Here is a 16,771-nt window from a genome sequence, read left to right on the forward strand (position 1 = left end):
GTTACCATGAATTAAAAAAAAGCCTGAATATATAAAATGCAGTAGTACTAATAAACGACGATAATAATGCACATAGTGGAAAAAAAATAAGATGAAAGAAATATAGCTTCAATAAAGGTGTTACTTTTCGCCATAAAGTTCTTCTAGTGATCGGTATCCTCATCTTAACCTCTCCCTTATGAAATAGAGAATTGCAATTAATGCAATTCTCTATTTTCAAGATATCAAACTAGTTTGGTAATGGATCTAGACTGATTGGATTTTGATTGATATTTTGTATTGAAGCTTCTAACAGTCTGTCCATACCCTTCTGTGTAAGCATATCTTTAATTACCGTTCCCTCTACATAATTTGAATAATTATGATGTTGTTTTACTTGAGAAGGCTGATTCGATTTCATAAAGTCATTCCATTGTTTTTTCCACGACTCTTTATTATCATCGTATACTTGATTAACATTAGGTTCAATTAATCTTTTGTTGACCGCTTCGTTAAATGTCTCAGTACTAATTGTTTTTACTTGTCCTGAGTATGCTATTGTTCTCGCTAATAGTTTACTCGCGGAATCCGGATTGACTCGAAGCTCGTCACGATACTCTTTAAAATATTTGTTTATAAGAGCATCGTCTGTTTCTTGCCCAGTCTGTTTACCGTACATTTTCAATGCATATCTCTTAGCATCCGCACGGTTCATATTATCTAGCTTATTGATTACATGGTTTCGATACTGGTCTAATGCCTTCTTAGTTCCTGCCTCAGCCAATCTTCCAGTAACCAATCCAGCTACACTACCTACCCCTCCAACAGCTAAAGAAACAACAGCTTTCTCTAGACTATTGATTTCTCCAAAAACCGCATCACCTGTCAGGTTACCTACTGCACCAGCAGTAACCGAAGCTGTTCCTTGAACCAGCAGATTTCCGCCAATTAGTCCTGCTCCACCCATGAAAGCTCCACCAATAGCCCCTTTCACTCCAGCTTTCAATACTTCACCGGCATTCACATTGGTCATACCTTTTTCAAATGCTTGAATTCCAAAGTTAACCACAGATCCTGCTACAAATCCTACAGCAACACCTATCCCTATCGTGGCAACAATACCCCAATTGCCATCTGGATCATGATATTGCAATGGGCTATTATTAACATATGTGTATAAATTTAAACTCAACGGATCCGTCTGCGTTCCTCGATACGTATCCTCTGAAATAAATCTCGCTGTCTTCGGATCATAGTATCTAGCCTTCAGGTAGTAATAACCTGTAGCCTTGTCATAGGTATAACCGGAATAACGATACGGATTATCAACTGTTTCGTTCGAGATGATCGTATTTCCGAAGACATCATAGTCATACGAGTTCACGATGACACCTTTTGGATTCACAAGCTGAACGACGTCTCCATGACCGTTGAATACATAATAACTTACGTCCATCGCATTCTTGCGAGCAACTAAATTAATGCCCCTGATGGAATGGCTTTCGGTACCTAATGAATCCAACTCATACACTACTTCTTTGCCGCTATAGTAGTATGTGGTGCTCTTGCCGCCGGAAGCGAGTGTAACACGCAGGCCATCACCATTGTACGTATAGGTTGAAGAAACCCCGTCCGTCTGAGACGTAACCAAACGGTTAAATACGTCAAAATCATACTCTGACTGTTTCGTTCCAACAGGACCATTCTCCACAACATTCGTCTGGTTTCCGTTCTGGTCATAAATGAATGTTGTCGTAGTGGTTTCCCCATTACGAACCTCGACCGTGTGGGTTAATCGGTTTCGGTTATCATACGTATACGTAATGGTCGAAGACATCCCGGTTCCTGTCACGGTCTGACCGGAACGATTGCCAGAGGAATCATAACTGTATGTTGTGATCTTACCGTCGGGCTCCTTCATTTTCTTCACGCGGCCCAGTTTATCGTATTCCACATCCGTTCGGCCCTTGGCTTCAATTTTGTACGTTTCAAATCCATTCTTATTGTAGCCGTATTCGTATAAATACACAGCCTCATAAACGGACGCTCCAACACTTCGCACAGAATAATGCGTTCCCGACACTACAGCCGGGGAATAAACACTATCGGCAATCGTTATGGTGTTGGTGAGTTTTTTAAGCAAATTGCGATGATCAAACTCGTACTGTGATTTCGTACCATTTGGTAATGTCAGGCTCTCCCGGTTCCCATTTTTATCATAAGAATAACGGGTCGTTCCTTCAGCCGTAGTTACCGTCTCCATCCGATTCATTTTGTCGAATGTATATATCGTCTCATAGCTGCCAGGGTCTGTAAGTTTGGTCAAATTGCCTGCAGCATCGTATTGATACTGTAGCGCCTTCCCATCCGGCAAAGTTTTCTTGATTACACGATTCAAATTGTCATAATGATACGTCGTTTTTCCTGTACCATCCATCATAGACAACCGATTACCTATTTCATCGTAAATGTAGCTGTGCTCCACACCAGCCGCGGCTTCCTTTAAGAGTCTGTTCAATGGATCATATGTGTAGGTCGTTGTTACACCGTTACGGTCCATTTTTGAGATGAGGTTATCAACCTTATCATACGAGAATTCCTCTGCACCCAGCATCGGGTCAACCCGCTTAATAACCCGGTCTAACACGTCATACTCAAATAACGTTTTTAATCCACGGCCATCTGTCTGTTCGGTCAATTTCCCCATTAGGTTATAGGTATACCTAGTTATCATTCCATCTGGATCCGTTACCGAAACCATTCGATCAAGATCGTCATAAGTAAAAACGGTCTTATTACCTTCCCGGTCGATTGCGGCCGTCTTATTGCCCGCTGCATCGTATTCGGTTTTCTTTACGTTTCCGATTGGATCTTTTTCTTCAATTAAACGGTTCAAATCATCATAAACGAAGCTGGTTGTGTATCCTTTACCATCTCTAATAGAGAGCTTATTCCCAACATGATCGTACGTGTAGGTCGTTTTATTCAGATATGGATCTGTAGTTTCAACCAACCGATTTAAACGATCATAGGCAAACAGAGTTACATTGCCGCGCTTATCAATTCTTTTCGTATTGTTGCCGTTAGCGTCGTACTCCATCGTTTCAAAGTTTCCATTGGGGTCGGTTACCTTGATCACATGTTTGAATGCATCATAGCTATACAAGGTCTGGTTGCCCTTCTTATCCATCTCTGAAATTTTGTTTCCAACTCCATCGTACTCGAATGAACTGGCGTTACCGAAGGCATCGCTCTCTTTCGTTTTACGATTCAGTAAATCATATTCCGCCTTCGTTACACGTCCCATCGCATCACTTACTGCTACAAGATTACCTGCAGCATCGTACTCGTACTTGGTTGCGTCACCGAGAGCATTTATCGTTTTTACTGTACGACCTACAGCATCATATACGTACGTTTGAGTTTGGCCTTTGGCATTCGTCAGTGTTGTCATGTTTCCATTGTCATCATAAGCAAAAAGGGTTGTCTTGTTCAGCGATGCAACCTCTTTAATTTTACGATTGAGCTTGTCGTATTCAAATGTTACTTTTCTGCCTAGCACATCCGTCTCTTCCACTAGATTTCCATTAAGATCATATTTTCTAAGGATATGATCCCCATGAGGATTCGTCTCCATGATTAGACGGTTCATTGCATCATATTCTCTTACAACCGATCTGTGCAGCTTGTCCGTCAATTTAATCTCATTGCCGTTTGGATCATATTCATGCACAATCGTTCTTTGATAAGGATCTTTTTCCGTGAGGACGCGGTCCAACTTATCGTAGGTCATGACAAAGTCGTAACCGCGTCGATCGATCTTTTTCAAAACATTACCCTTCGCATCATATTCCGTTTTTTCAGTAGATTTATCTGGAAAGATTGTTTTGATCACACGGTTCAATTTGTCATATTCGAATTTAGTTACGTTGCCCAACGCATCCTTGATTTGTGTACGATTGCCGTTAGAATCAAACTCCATCAATGTAACAAATCCAAGTGCATCGGTTATTTTAATATTCCGGTTAAGCTCGTCGTAACCGTACTCTGTCTTGGCATTGCGGCTGTTGATTTCTTCAATCTTGTTTCCAATGACATCATACTTTAAATATTGAATACCTCCGAGTGAATCCTTCTTCTCTATAAGTTGATTTTTGGCATCATACTTATACTCAGTGCGGTTGCCTAGTTTATCCGTTTCGGCCACTTTATTACCTACTTTATCATACTCCAGATGCACCTTATTCCCGTATGGATCTTCCTTCATAATAATCAGACCCATAGCATTATAAGCATATTTGCTTACATTGCCGTTTGCATCCTTCTCTTCAAGAATGCGGCCATAACTGTCATAGGCTCTAGTGATTACAGCACCATCGACATTGGTTATGGATGTTAAATGATTTGCAATATCCTCATATCTATACGTTGTGCGATTCCCTCTCTTATCCGTAACGGTCTTAACAAGTCCCTTTAGAACAATACCTGGTTCATTAGTATAGTACGAATAGGTGGTGGAGTACCCTAGCGGGTCCGTTTCCTTAATCAGAGCCACACCCTCGACGTCATATTCATACCTTTGAACTCCACCCTTCTTATCCGTAATCGTAATGACGTTGTCCTTGGAGTCATAAACGGTTGTTTCTTTGTTGTTAAGAGCATCCGTCGTCTCGACCAGGTTGTTACGCGAATCATACTCAATCGTAGTCAAGTTCTGGTTTCTATCATAGATATATTCTCTTCTAGGGCGATCATCTTTCTTGATTATCTCCATGTACCGCTTATATTCCGAAGCTGTGCTGCCTTCTTCGCTTAAATCGGTCACATTCACCCAATCATTCGTATAAGCGTCATTTGGATCTTCGAAGTAAACGTAATAATGGGTTTGATTAATGCCTCCAAATGCATCTACTTCTTGAATCTGTTTCATGTCCTGGTTAAATTGAAATTTGAACTCTACACCTTTACCATTAACAATAAAACGTTCTTTTGTTCCATCACTGTAAATAAAGTAAGAAATAATATCATTGGCGTCATATTGACGAACAATGCGACCCAAAATGTCGTACTCATTTCGTACAACTTGATGACCGTTAGCATCGGTCACTTTATGAATGCGATTTAACGCATCATACGTGTATTGTCTTTTGTGACCCATAGCGTCTGTTACTTTAATTAAGTTATTTTGATTATCGTACTCATATGTATATGTGCGAGAATCGGGACCTGTTATCTTACTTACTAATCCGGCGGAATTGTATTCAAAAATTAGTTCGCGCCCGGTTGGATCGGAAAGCTTGGATACTTTTTCACCACTATAACTGTATGTAATGGTGTTGCCATAACGATCCGACAATGTTAGAAGCTTTCCATGCGAATTGAAGTGGTATTTCGTCAGGTCTTTCAATACTAAATCATAGCCATCGGCAGTTAGGGTCAGTGTATCAAAAATACCGACAGGAGACTTATATCGGCCTTCGGAGGTCTTCTCGTACAAAGCTTTTGTACCAGAAGGATACGAAACCATGACGGCCTCATTCTCACTGATATGCCATGAAGCAACATACGCCTCAACTTCTTTGCCTTTCAATCGGTCATCATATTTAATCTTATGCCATTTTCCTCCGTCCTGATCTGTTTGGTCATCTTTCTGCAGGATTTCAACATTGCTGCCATAGGATAAATGACCGATGACCGTCCCATACGGTTTGGTCCGAACATTTAATGAAGAAGCGCTGACGTTACCTTTATTTGATGTTATTTTTATTCCTGCCTCAAGATTGGTTTGCCAGCCATTCCCCATAATTCCTTTGGTATTGGAAGCAAGTGAGTTATATGTCCGTTCAAAACGAATTGGATTTTTAACCTCTTCCACCTTGAAATCTTCATACTGTTCAACATAGTTACCTGTTAACAAATTGGAGCTGGCATAAGTCATCCACCGCTGTATCTCTTCAAAATCTAGACCCTTATATAGATCGGAAAACTCGATGCTGATTGCCGGTGCAGGCTTTTTGCTTGTATCTTCAACGTAATTTTGGAATGTCAATTGTCGTACGAGTTTATCGTAAAGAAGCTCGATCTGTTTATCTACGTCCTCTTGGCTCAACCCGCCGGTGTTATCTATCATGACCTATGCACTTCGTGGTAAGGTCTGGTAGTTTATCGGATGATGCGCAACCCAAAGAACCATCCGATAATGCTCCGGCCAAAATAAATCAATAAGTCTTGCAAACTGCTGTACATGTGTGTCACAATCGATGTAGATTCGCTGTTGCCCTTTGTGGTGTGACATGCGGACCTGACAACGAGTGTGGAAGAGGCCACGAACCATTTCGCCGTGGGTGTAGCCTTCATCACTCGTTTTTTCTTTGTTTAATTCGTATAGAGCAACGGACAGCAACGTTTCGGCCGTAAACAATAATTCGAAGTGTGCATGGTGATGGGCTTCAGTTTCGGAATGACACTTCTCCAAGGCTAGCTCCTGCTTGGCCGTACGGAAAAACACCTCGATCCGCCAACGCTTCACGTAAGTACGCAAGGCTTCTTCAGGCGCATCGAAGCGGTTGCTGATGAGCAGGTAGGCACCCTTGTAAGTCGCGGGGGCTTCCTCCTCCGTCTCGAGCAACTCGGAATCATCTTCCTTTAAGCGCATGGCGGCTACAGCGGCAATTTGTACATAGCGCTGCTTGTTGACTTGCTTGCCTCTGCGGTTCGTTACAGGATGAGGCTGTTTCATGTAGATGTCAGGAATCGCAAGTGAAACCAGTCCTGACGTACCCTCGGCAACCAACTGGCCGTACACTTCCCGAATGAGCATGATCGGGGTCACAGGAACGTACCGCTCCCTGCCCGTGCAAGGCTCGATGACCTTACGAAATAATGCCGTGTTGCGTTTAGCCTTCGTTACCCAGTCAAATTGATGCTTTTCGAGAAAGGCAAAGAAGCCTTTACACAAGTACCAGCGGTCCATCGCAACCCAAAGACGGCAGGTCGCCGATTCGCGCAGCATCAAGAGCATTTGCTTAGCCAAATCGATCTTCGACAAGCCTTCGTTCTTCTGCTCAGACTTGTGCCATACGCGGTAAAACAACGGATATTCAAGTCCGCCTTGAAGTACGGCCTGAACAACGACCACATTCATCGCCCACACATAAGTCTTCTTAGACGAATCATACAACCAGCTCAAAAGGAAGCTGCTTGGCATAAGGATGAGCTAGATGCGTATCATCCAGATTGATCACATCCCCATCCTGCAGACGAGTGACTTTATCCTGCTGAAGCCGCGCTACTCGCTTTTTGCCAAAGGTAGTCCATGCGAAGGAGTTGGAGAGAAACCGACTCATCGTGTACTGAGCGAGCTTCCATGGCTGAAACATCACTTTAAGAAGCGCATCCTGCTCGGCCAGTCTCGCCATCTGAACGACAGACGAGCAGTTACTGACAAGGCCGATCACATAGAGAAAGCAGATGAGCCAGGACGGAGTACCACTTCGTTTCATCATACCGGATTGTGTGAGCAGCAGGGAAAGGTCAAACCGCTCCCACAAGCTTTTTAGTATGGGTGCGCCTGCGCACTCTCCATGGTTTAATTGTTTGAATCTCGGTTTTTGTAACGCTGACATTGGAAAACCACCTGTTATCTAGAAGATATACCTCGTAAAAAGGTATTCTTCGCAATTATTTGGCCGTTTTTCAAAAGTCAAGTGTTTTTTTGGATTGAGATGCTACCAGTAAATTACTTCAACTGCATAGGTCATGATCTATATAGAAATAACCACCTTTTGTTAAAGATGCAATTTCTCGCAAAAGCCTCTGGTCCGCATCTTTACCAAGCGCAACCGTATTGATGAGCACACTTTTATCTGCCAGAAGCTGACTTTCTGATCTCTCAAGCCCAGCTTCACTCGTTGCCTGACCGTCAGTCAGTAATACGATGACTTTCTTTTGTTGATCATTATCAAAAAGCGACCCGGACTTGCGTATCGCATCCGTAATATTCGTTGAGCCTAACGTATAGTTCATCGAATCGATAACGTTCAATAAATCCGCCTTATTGTTAGTCAAGGATTGTTTTACTCTTGCTCCGGTTTCAAGTTCCACAATACCAATCCGATTGTGTACCTCGTCCATCTGCTCGATAAATTTCCTCGTAGCTTTGATCCTGTAGTAATTTGGATCATTGGTACTCATACTCCCTGACTGATCGATAGCAAATACGATATCAACGTTTGCCAAGTCAACCTCGATTCCTTTTTTTCCAAGCAGATACATGCTAAAATGGTTGGTTGTACCTGTTACCGTATTTGCATTTTTATCGATAGTGACATTGCTTAAAGCTTCTAACTTTTTCGTCGTCGGATTGACATAGTAAACAGTCAAATCGTCTTCGGCAACATTGCCAAGACTTGCGTCATCATATTTAAACGAGATCGACGCTTCCGTAATGTCAAAACCGCCTGCTGTGATATCGATCGGTTTCCCCACAACACCGTTAATCGACTGAATCAGGGGATGCTCCACCTCTTTGACCTGAAGTGGTGCAAGAACGAGATTGCCGTCACCCTTCGCAAGAACTAATATATTTCCTTCAGTTGTTTGCGCTTGTTTACTGCTTGTTGTATTGGCATTCACTTGAAGCGGATTTGTACCGATGATCATCTCAGCGCCATCATAGATACCGTCACCGTCTGAATCGGGATCTAATGGGTTCGTACCTAACGTAACTTCGTACCCGTCCAATAGGCCATCTTTATCCGTATCAGGAGTCTTTGGATCTGTAGAACGCGACAACTCGTTATTATTGGATAAGCCATCTGAATCATCGTCCAAATCTGGGTTAAATGTAGCGGTTGCTGTTAGGGTGCTACTAATTGAAACTTCGTTGGAATATGGGCTTTCCCCTACATCGTTGATACCTTTAATAACGTAATAGTAGTTAATATCTGCTCTCAGATTGGTATCTTCAAAAGTGTTGACAAGTAAGTCCTCGGCTAATTTAAAATAAGGGCCTCCACTAACTGTGCTTCGATAGATCGTGTAGCGATCGGCACCGTTGGCAATCGTCCAATTCAGCTTAGCGCTCCCGCCATTCCAAGAACCATAGAGCGTAGGACTTTTTGGAGCATTTTTAACGATGACCTGATTTGAATTCTGGCTCTCTCCAGCATCGTTAACGGCCGTTACAACATAATAGTACGTTGTATCTCTGGAGATTGACGCATCCATGTAATTTGTCTTTGTCAGTCCAGTTGCAATTTCACTATATTGACCGTTTATAGTGCCTCTCTTTACTTTATAAGACAAGGCCCCCTGAATAACATTCCAAGAAAGTATAATGCCTTCCGCTTCATTACTAACTGCAATCGATGGTGGAAGCGGTACGTTATTTACAGGCAGAGGTGTGTGACGACTGTCATCTCTGGCACCCCCACTCGATACTGCTTCATAAACTTTTACCGTACTTGTTTTTGTATCCGTCACTTCGTTGCCTTGCTGATCCTTGCCTTTAAATATAGCCGTAATTGTCGCATCACCAGACTCGTAAGGAGCCATCCACTTCGTTTCTCTCGTGTTATCACTAGGTGAGAGTGTGCCTTTATCTGCTGACCACGCTACTGTATATTCCTGGATCGATGATAAGGTTGTAATACTTACTTCCCCTCCGGGGGCAACAACGGTCTTATCTGGTTTAAGTTCAAATGACACAGATAGACCGGCGGGCTTATTATCGCTTTTTGCTTGAACTTGCAGAAAACGGCTCACGACAACCATCGCTTCTGCACGAGTTGCGCTCGCTTCAGGCTGAAAAGTTTGGTCGGCATATCCGTTGATCATCTTATTGGTTACAGCAGTGGAAACGTAAGAATACGCCCAATGATCTTTGGGTACGTCGGTAAAAGTTAACGTAGCACTTTGATTCTGTTTTTTGGCGCGAACAGCAGCGGCTATGATTTCTGCACGCGTGATGTTTTGATCAGGCCGAAACGTGTTGTCAGGGTAACCATCCGTCAATCCTGTTTCTTTAGCTAACTGAATGAAGGAGCTACTCCAATGCCCTTGTACATCCAAAAAAGGCACTGCGGCAACAGTACCATTTGAGCTTATTTTCCCCGGGTATTCCAAGCTACGCAGAAGCATTGTAAAATACTCTGCCCTCGTTACATTGGAATCAGGATCGATGGCCAACTTACCATCTTTCAGCTTACCCTCAATAATCTTCTTCTCAATTAAAACCTGAGCTTCCTTTTCGGACCAATGTCCTTGTAAATCTTGAAATGAATGCTGAGTTGATGCAGTGCTATCCATTGTTCTAGCATCCATATTTTCCGCATGTGCACTTTGCGGGACTATGGACTGAAATAATAGTAAGGAACTTATGATGCTAGCACCAATTCTTTTCCTCACGTATTTCATGCTACCTCTCCTCTCATAAATTAGTTTTAGAAACTGGTACAACATACCTACAAAAACTACACATCACACCTTAATATACCAAAAAACTAGTTCATATCAACCATTTTGAATAATTTTAAAAAATCTTATTAATATCCTAATTTATTGAAGTCCTTTAATTCAGACATGACCTATGCACTTCGTGGTAAGCTCTGGTAGTTTATCGGATGATGCGCAACCCAAAGAACCATCCGATCATGATAAGTCTTGCAAACTGCTGTACATGTGTGTCACAATCGATGTAGATTCGCTATTGCCCTTTGTGGTGTGACATGCGGACCTGACAACGAGTGTGGAAGAGGCCACGAACAGTACTACCAGTTAATTACTTCAATTGCATAGGTCATGGTTGAAATTCATTTATGATACAATGAATGCAAATGCTACAATGCTGCCTGCTTGGTTTGGACGTACTAAAATAAAATGGCCTCATCGTGACATGGACAAGCTAGAGTTACGGTTACCTGAATCGAAAGACTCTTCTTACTATTGAATTCCTTCTTGAACATCAAGATCAAGGGATAGAGTATTGCCATGCGGCTGCTCTATCCTTTTTTATTTAATGATACCCAGTAATTCGTTTAAGCGATGATACTAAGCATTCTTCAGGCTCGTTAGAGCCTTGGAGGTGCTTTTTTTTTCTGCACGCTGCCTTTAGATATGATAAAATGGGAACATATGATTCTATCGATTTATGGGACGAGAATACGAGGGAGTTGATAAAGTGGACAATCATACAGATGTATTAATATATCAGACAGAAGATGGAAACACCAAAATTGACGTTAAGCTGGAGAACGGCACTGTATGGATGACTCAGAAGGCGATTGCGGAGTTGTATCAGAAAGGCGTTAATACAATAAATGAACATATCAAAAAAATCTACGAAGAAGGCGAACTGAACGAGGCAGCAACTATTCGGAAAAACCGAATAGTTCAAACTGAAGGTCAACGGCAAGTTGAGCGAGAGGTTGCATTTTACAACCTTGAGATGATTATCGCTATCGGGTATCGAGTTCGCTCGCACAGAGGCACCCAGTTCAGACGGTGGGCAACAGAACGTCTCAACGAATACCTAGTTAAAGGCTTCACAATGGACGATAAGCGTTTGAAGGACATGCGCAATTTCGGACAAGACTACTTCGATGAATTGCTCCAGCGTATCCGCGACATCCGAGCGTCGGAGAAGAGATTCTACCGTAAGATTACGGATATTTATGCTTTATCTGTTGACTACGATCCAAACGCCAGCATGTCCAAAGAGTTCTTTGCTACCGTTCAAAATAAACTTCATTTTGCCATTCATGGTCATACCGCGGCAGAACTTATCGCCAAACGAGCAAGCGCTGAGAATGATAATATGGGACTAACGAGTTGGAAGGGCGATAAAGTAAGAAAAAGTGACATAACCGTAGCCAAAAATTACCTGACCGACAAAGAGGTGCAGTCATTGAACAGAATCGTAACGATGTACTTGGATTATGCAGAGGATCAAGCAGAACGCCAATCTCCAATGTACATGAAGGATTGGATTTGTAAGCTCGACTCGTTCTTAAAGTTCAATGAACGCGACATTTTGACCAATGCAGGCAGCATCTCGCAAGAGGTTGCAGAGAAATTGGCTGCAGAAGAATACGAGAAGTACAATCAAAGACGATTGGCCATTGATATAAGTAGGGATTTTGATGAGTTTATAAAAAGAAATCGATTGGATAAGTAGAAATCAATCGTCATTTGCTCCGAATCTAGGGTCATGGTTTCTTTCTCCAAAGTAGAGGGCACCCAACAATGAGTACCCTTAAAATTTCACCTTAGAGATGATATGCTGAACCGTACCACAAGTGACGGCGATGTTTTATGTAACCCTGCAAAAGTGTGCATGAGATGTAGGATGGATCCTTCTTAATGCTGCTATTCTGTACCTGAAGGGAGGTCATTCCTATGGATGGGCTTGCAACTCTGAATAGGGCTATACAGTATATTGAGGAAAACCTTGATGAGGACATGGATTTGAAGGAAGCAGCTAGGCTTGCTTGCTGTTCCGAATACCATTTTTCAAGAATGTTCTCGTTCCTTGCAGGCATCACGTTATCGGAATATATCCGCCGAAGACGCTTAACGCTTGCGGCATTTGAACTTCAAGCTGGTAATGTGCGAATCCTGGATATGGCGGTGAAGTACGGCTATGGCTCTGCAGACGCGTTCTCTAGAGCTTTTCAAAGCTTGCACGGGTTCCCGCCTTCTTTGGTAAAATCTCATTCCAAATCGCTAAAAGCCTATCCACCAATGACCTTCCAATTAACCATTCAGGGAGGAAACGCTATGAATTACCGTATTGTAGAGAAGGAGCCTTTCCGAATTGTGGGCATCATGAGAAGGGTCCCCATCCAGTTTCATGGTGTGAATTCGGAAATTGATTCCATGGCGAGAAGCTTAACGCCGGAGGACATTGCGCAGCTGAAGGAACTCTCGGATCTAGAACCACGGGGAATGGTTCAAGCCTCTGTGAATTTCTCGGATGGGCGTATGGAGGAGAAAGGAACCGTCGATCACTATATCGGCGTTGCTACAAGTAAGGAGTGCCCCGAGCAGTTTACGAAGTTGGAGGTTTCGAAAGCAACTTGGGCTATATTCGAAGCAGTCGGTCCTTTCCCTAATACGCTGCAAAATATTTGGGGACGGATTTATTCAGAGTGGTTCCCCTCTGCGAGTTACGAGTTGGCTAGAGGGCCCGAGATGGTTTGGAATGAGAGCACGGATTTTTCCTCCCAGACATTCCGTAGCGAAATTTGGATACCTGTAATCATGAAATAAGACTTGCATCTATCAAGCGAAAAAAAAGATCTCGAGAGAACCTCATTCGGGGTTCTCTCTATTTGCATTCATTTAACTTGCCGCTACAGACAGCTCGGTGAACCCAACCATAAGTGACAGCGATGTTTCTAGGTTGGGCCTTGTTTGGCAGAAGGCAAAGAGCCCCTCCCGATGGTTGGGGCAGGGGCGATCAAGCTGAAGGATCTTCACATGACGATGAAGGTCCTGTTTTTGTTCTTTCCGCCAGTCTAGTAATGGACTCCATGTCTTGATCGGTTAACTGATCTAGAAAATACTTCCGTATTGCCTTTGAAACAATGGGAAGGGCTTCATCCAAAGCTGTCTTTCCGGCAGAAGTAATGATGACCTCAACTCCACGATCTGTGTCTAGTGGTTTCCTCACAACAAGTCCCCGTTTTTCCATACGCGTTAGATGATGTGATAATCGACTCTTATCCCAGTCCATCGAGTCTGCTGATTCCTGTTGGCGAAGCTTGCCGTTGCCGAATTGGACTAACCGGTCTAATATCCCAAAGTCACCCTCAGATAGTCCCGTGTGTTCGGACATGTCCTTGACAACACGACCAAATATTCTTTTGAAGGAACCTTTCCACATATTCCATATTTGCATTTCCTGTTCGTTCAGTTCGTTTAGGCACTTGAATTGGGAATTAATTTTTTTAGTACCGCCAACATGTATTCCGACGGCACAAGCGAAGAAATTGTCGGGCAAGCGTTAAAGGACTTTGCTCGTCGTGACGAAGTCGTCATTGCCACAAAGGTATTCGTTCCGATGCGCCAAGGTCCAAATGCTATGGGGCTTTCTCGTAAAGCGATCATGACCGAAATTGATAAAAGTCTAAGTCGACTCGGAACGGACTACATTGATTTATACCAGATTCATCGTTGGGATCATCATACGCCGATTGAAGAGACAATGGAGGGACTTCACGATTTAGTTAAAGTGGGCAAGACAAGATACATCGGAGCATCTTCTATGTCAGCATGGCAGTTCGCAAAAGCTCAGCATGCTGCGGCGATTAATGGTTGGACACGGTTCGTTTCTATGGAAAATAGACTTAACTTACTCTATCGGGAAGAAGAAAGAGAAATGCTCCCCCTGTGCAAAGATCAGGGAGTTGGTGTGACGCCATACCTGCCACTGGCTGCAGGACGCCTAACCCGAGAATGGGATGAGCAGACCTCTCGTTCGGAGAAGGACGAAATAGCGAAGGCACTGTTTGCAAAAACGGAAGAGGTTGATCGAATAATAGCAGGAAGAGTTGCGGAGGTTGCCGCTAATCGAGGAGTTACACGCGCAGAAATTGCGCTGGCATGGTTGTTGCAAAAAGAGGAGGTTACAGCCCCGATTATCGGTTCGACCAGAATCAGCCATCTAGAGGATGCCGTGTCGGCGTTATCGGTCAAATTGACACCGGAGGAAATCGCAAGCTTAGAAGAGCTTTATGTACCGCACCCGGTCGTTTAAAATCGGTATGAAGCCAATCTGTTAAAGGTATACAAATATCCCCATAAACGAGGTCGGGTCTACCCATTGAACTTGGGCGTAAACAGTGTTAATCTGAGGTCGGCAAGCTCCGTATTCATGTTCTGCAGTACCTCTAAATAAACCCAATATAAGCTCCCAAGAAAGGTAACACGATGATCACAGTTGAACACTTATCCTTCTCGTTCCCGCAAAAAGAATTGTATACCGACATTTCGTTCACACTGGAAGAAGGGCAGCACTGCGCCTTTATCGGAACTAGCGGCAGCGGGAAAAGCACCCTGATCGAGATGCTGATGGACCCGGAAAAGCATCTGTTCGACGGCAAGCTGAAGATCGATCCGAACTGCCGAATTGGGTACGTCAGTCAGTTCTCGCAGGTGGACCCAGCGAAAGAAATGACCGTTTATGAATATATCAGTGAAGAATTCACCAAGATTCAAGAGAAGCTTCATACAATTTATGCCGCAATGGCGACAACATCGGATATGGATTCGCTGATGGAGGAGTATCAACTCACTCTGGACGCGATGGAATCGATGGGCGGTGACGATTTCGAAAGCCGCATCAATAAGAAGCTGAATCTGGCCAGTCTCGCGAAGCTAAAAGATGTGAGCATAACCTCCTTAAGCGGCGGGGAATTCAAGCTCATTCAAGTCATGAAGGAAATGCTGAGCAATCCTAACTTGATGGTCATGGACGAACCAGATGTATTTCTGGACTTCGAGAATCTGAACGCCCTCAAAAATTTGATCAACGCCCACAAAGGTATGCTGCTGGTCGTGACGCACAACCGCTATCTGTTAAACCATTGCTTCAACAAAATCATTCACCTGGAAAATGCGGAAATTCAAGAGTTTGACGGAAGCTATATCGAATATCATTTCTCGCTGCTTCAGACCAAAATCGAGCTGCAGGAAATCGCCATCGCTGAAGCAGAAGAGATCGAGCGATACGATCACATCATCGACAACCTCAGAGCGATCGCAACCCAAAACTCAGAACCATCCCGAGGCCGAGCGTTAAAAGCCAGAGTGAAGTTCCAAGAAAGACTGGAAGCGCGCAGAATTAAAGCGCCGTTCGTCGAGATCAAGCAGCCGAATATCCGCTTCGGGATCGAGCATGAAATAGAAGACGCGGTTATCGTAAAAGTCGATCATTATAGCGTGGCCTTCGACGAGGTGCTGCTGGAAAACGTAAACTTCGAGATTAAATCGACGGATAAAGTCGCGATCATCGGTCCGAACGGCACCGGAAAAACGACGTTGCTGCGAGACATCTTCCGAAACAATCAGGAGTCGATCGACATTCATGCGGATGCGAAGGTGGCTTACTTATCTCAGCTTCAAGGCGAAACGCTGCAAGATTCGAATACGATCCTGCATGAATTCATCGACGCTGGATTCAAGACGTATGACGAGGTCAGAGCGTATCTGGCGAACTACGGCTTCGAGGGAGAAATACTTGAGCAGAAGATAGAATCGTTGTCCGGCGGAGAAAAAAATATGCTCCAATTGGCGAAGGTCGCGGCCAATCAGGCTAACCTTCTACTGCTTGACGAACCGACGAGCCATTTAGACATCTATTCACAGATTGCGCTGGAAAAAGCCATCGTAGACTATAAAGGTGCGATCATTATGGTTTCGCACGATTTCTATTCCGTCGTGAACGGGATGGATTATGTGCTGATCGTTGATCATAAGACGATTCGAAAAATGAGTATGCGTAAATTTAGACAGATGATCTACGCTAAGCATTTCGATAAAGACTACTTGGAAGTTGAGCTAAAGAAAAATTCGGTCGAAATGAAAATCGAATCGGCCTTGAAAGATAAGAATTTCGAGCTTGCAAAAGGCTTTGGCGACGAGCTGGAAGGATTGATCAAGAAGCTGTCTGCGCTCAAGCATGCGCCACAGGCACTGCAAAGCAAATTTCAGAAAAGCTAGAGATAAATATTTCGTATGAACGAGATTTAGCCGGCCAAAACAAAACTCGCTTTACTGGAAAATATGATAC

General features: G+C 43.5%; 8 protein-coding genes and 1 pseudogene. 4 read left to right on the forward strand and 5 right to left on the reverse strand.

Translation table 11 applies throughout. From position 1 onward, the window contains the following. Nucleotides 1–229 precede the first annotated feature (229 nt). From PAE68_RS00175 to PAE68_RS00190, 4 genes are all read right to left on the reverse strand, one after another. Nucleotides 230–6,109, reverse strand: coding sequence for an RHS repeat-associated core domain-containing protein (locus tag PAE68_RS00175; protein WP_281882896.1), 5,880 nt, complete (start codon nt 6,107–6,109; stop codon nt 230–232). Between the two features lie 3 nt (nt 6,110–6,112). After that, nucleotides 6,113–7,168, reverse strand: coding sequence for a transposase (locus PAE68_RS00180; protein WP_281882898.1), 1,056 nt, complete (start codon nt 7,166–7,168; stop codon nt 6,113–6,115). Next, a complete protein-coding gene (locus PAE68_RS00185; protein ID WP_281882900.1) occupies nt 7,152–7,604 on the reverse strand; it encodes a hypothetical protein in 453 nt (150 codons plus the stop codon). The genes PAE68_RS00180 and PAE68_RS00185 overlap by 17 nt, the downstream gene beginning before the upstream one ends. Nucleotides 7,605–7,722: 118 nt before the next feature. Then, nucleotides 7,723–10,395, reverse strand: coding sequence for an S-layer homology domain-containing protein (locus tag PAE68_RS00190; protein WP_281882902.1), 2,673 nt, complete (start codon nt 10,393–10,395; stop codon nt 7,723–7,725). A gap of 763 nt (nt 10,396–11,158) precedes the next feature. On the opposite strand from PAE68_RS00190, the gene PAE68_RS00195 reads away from it, so the two are divergent. Together PAE68_RS00195 and PAE68_RS00200 are read left to right on the forward strand one after the other, a co-directional pair. Then, nucleotides 11,159–12,154: a virulence RhuM family protein gene (locus PAE68_RS00195; RefSeq protein WP_281882904.1), complete on the forward strand. Its 996-nt coding sequence runs from the start codon at nt 11,159–11,161 to the stop codon at nt 12,152–12,154. A 221-nt stretch (nt 12,155–12,375) separates the two neighbouring features. Then, nucleotides 12,376–13,248: an AraC family transcriptional regulator gene (locus tag PAE68_RS00200; RefSeq protein ID WP_281882906.1), complete on the forward strand. Its 873-nt coding sequence runs from the start codon at nt 12,376–12,378 to the stop codon at nt 13,246–13,248. A 190-nt stretch (nt 13,249–13,438) separates the two neighbouring features. Here PAE68_RS00200 and PAE68_RS22875 read toward each other — a convergent pair whose 3' ends face one another. Then, a complete protein-coding gene (locus PAE68_RS22875) occupies nt 13,439–13,714 on the reverse strand; it encodes a MarR family winged helix-turn-helix transcriptional regulator (protein WP_479684787.1) in 276 nt (91 codons plus the stop codon). Nucleotides 13,715–13,903: 189 nt separating this feature from the next. Here PAE68_RS22875 and PAE68_RS00210 point away from each other — a divergent pair. Continuing rightward, nucleotides 13,904–14,737, forward strand: a pseudogene (locus PAE68_RS00210) (aldo/keto reductase); the annotation flags it as partial. A gap of 173 nt (nt 14,738–14,910) precedes the next feature. Next, nucleotides 14,911–16,701 (forward strand): ABC-F family ATP-binding cassette domain-containing protein, encoded by a 1,791-nt coding sequence (locus PAE68_RS00215; RefSeq protein WP_281882908.1) that lies wholly within the window; start codon nt 14,911–14,913, stop codon nt 16,699–16,701. Nucleotides 16,702–16,771 lie beyond the last annotated feature (70 nt).

The sequence above is a fragment of the Paenibacillus sp. YYML68 genome (genome assembly GCF_027923405.1).
Taxonomy (GTDB): domain Bacteria; phylum Bacillota; class Bacilli; order Paenibacillales; family NBRC-103111; genus Paenibacillus_G.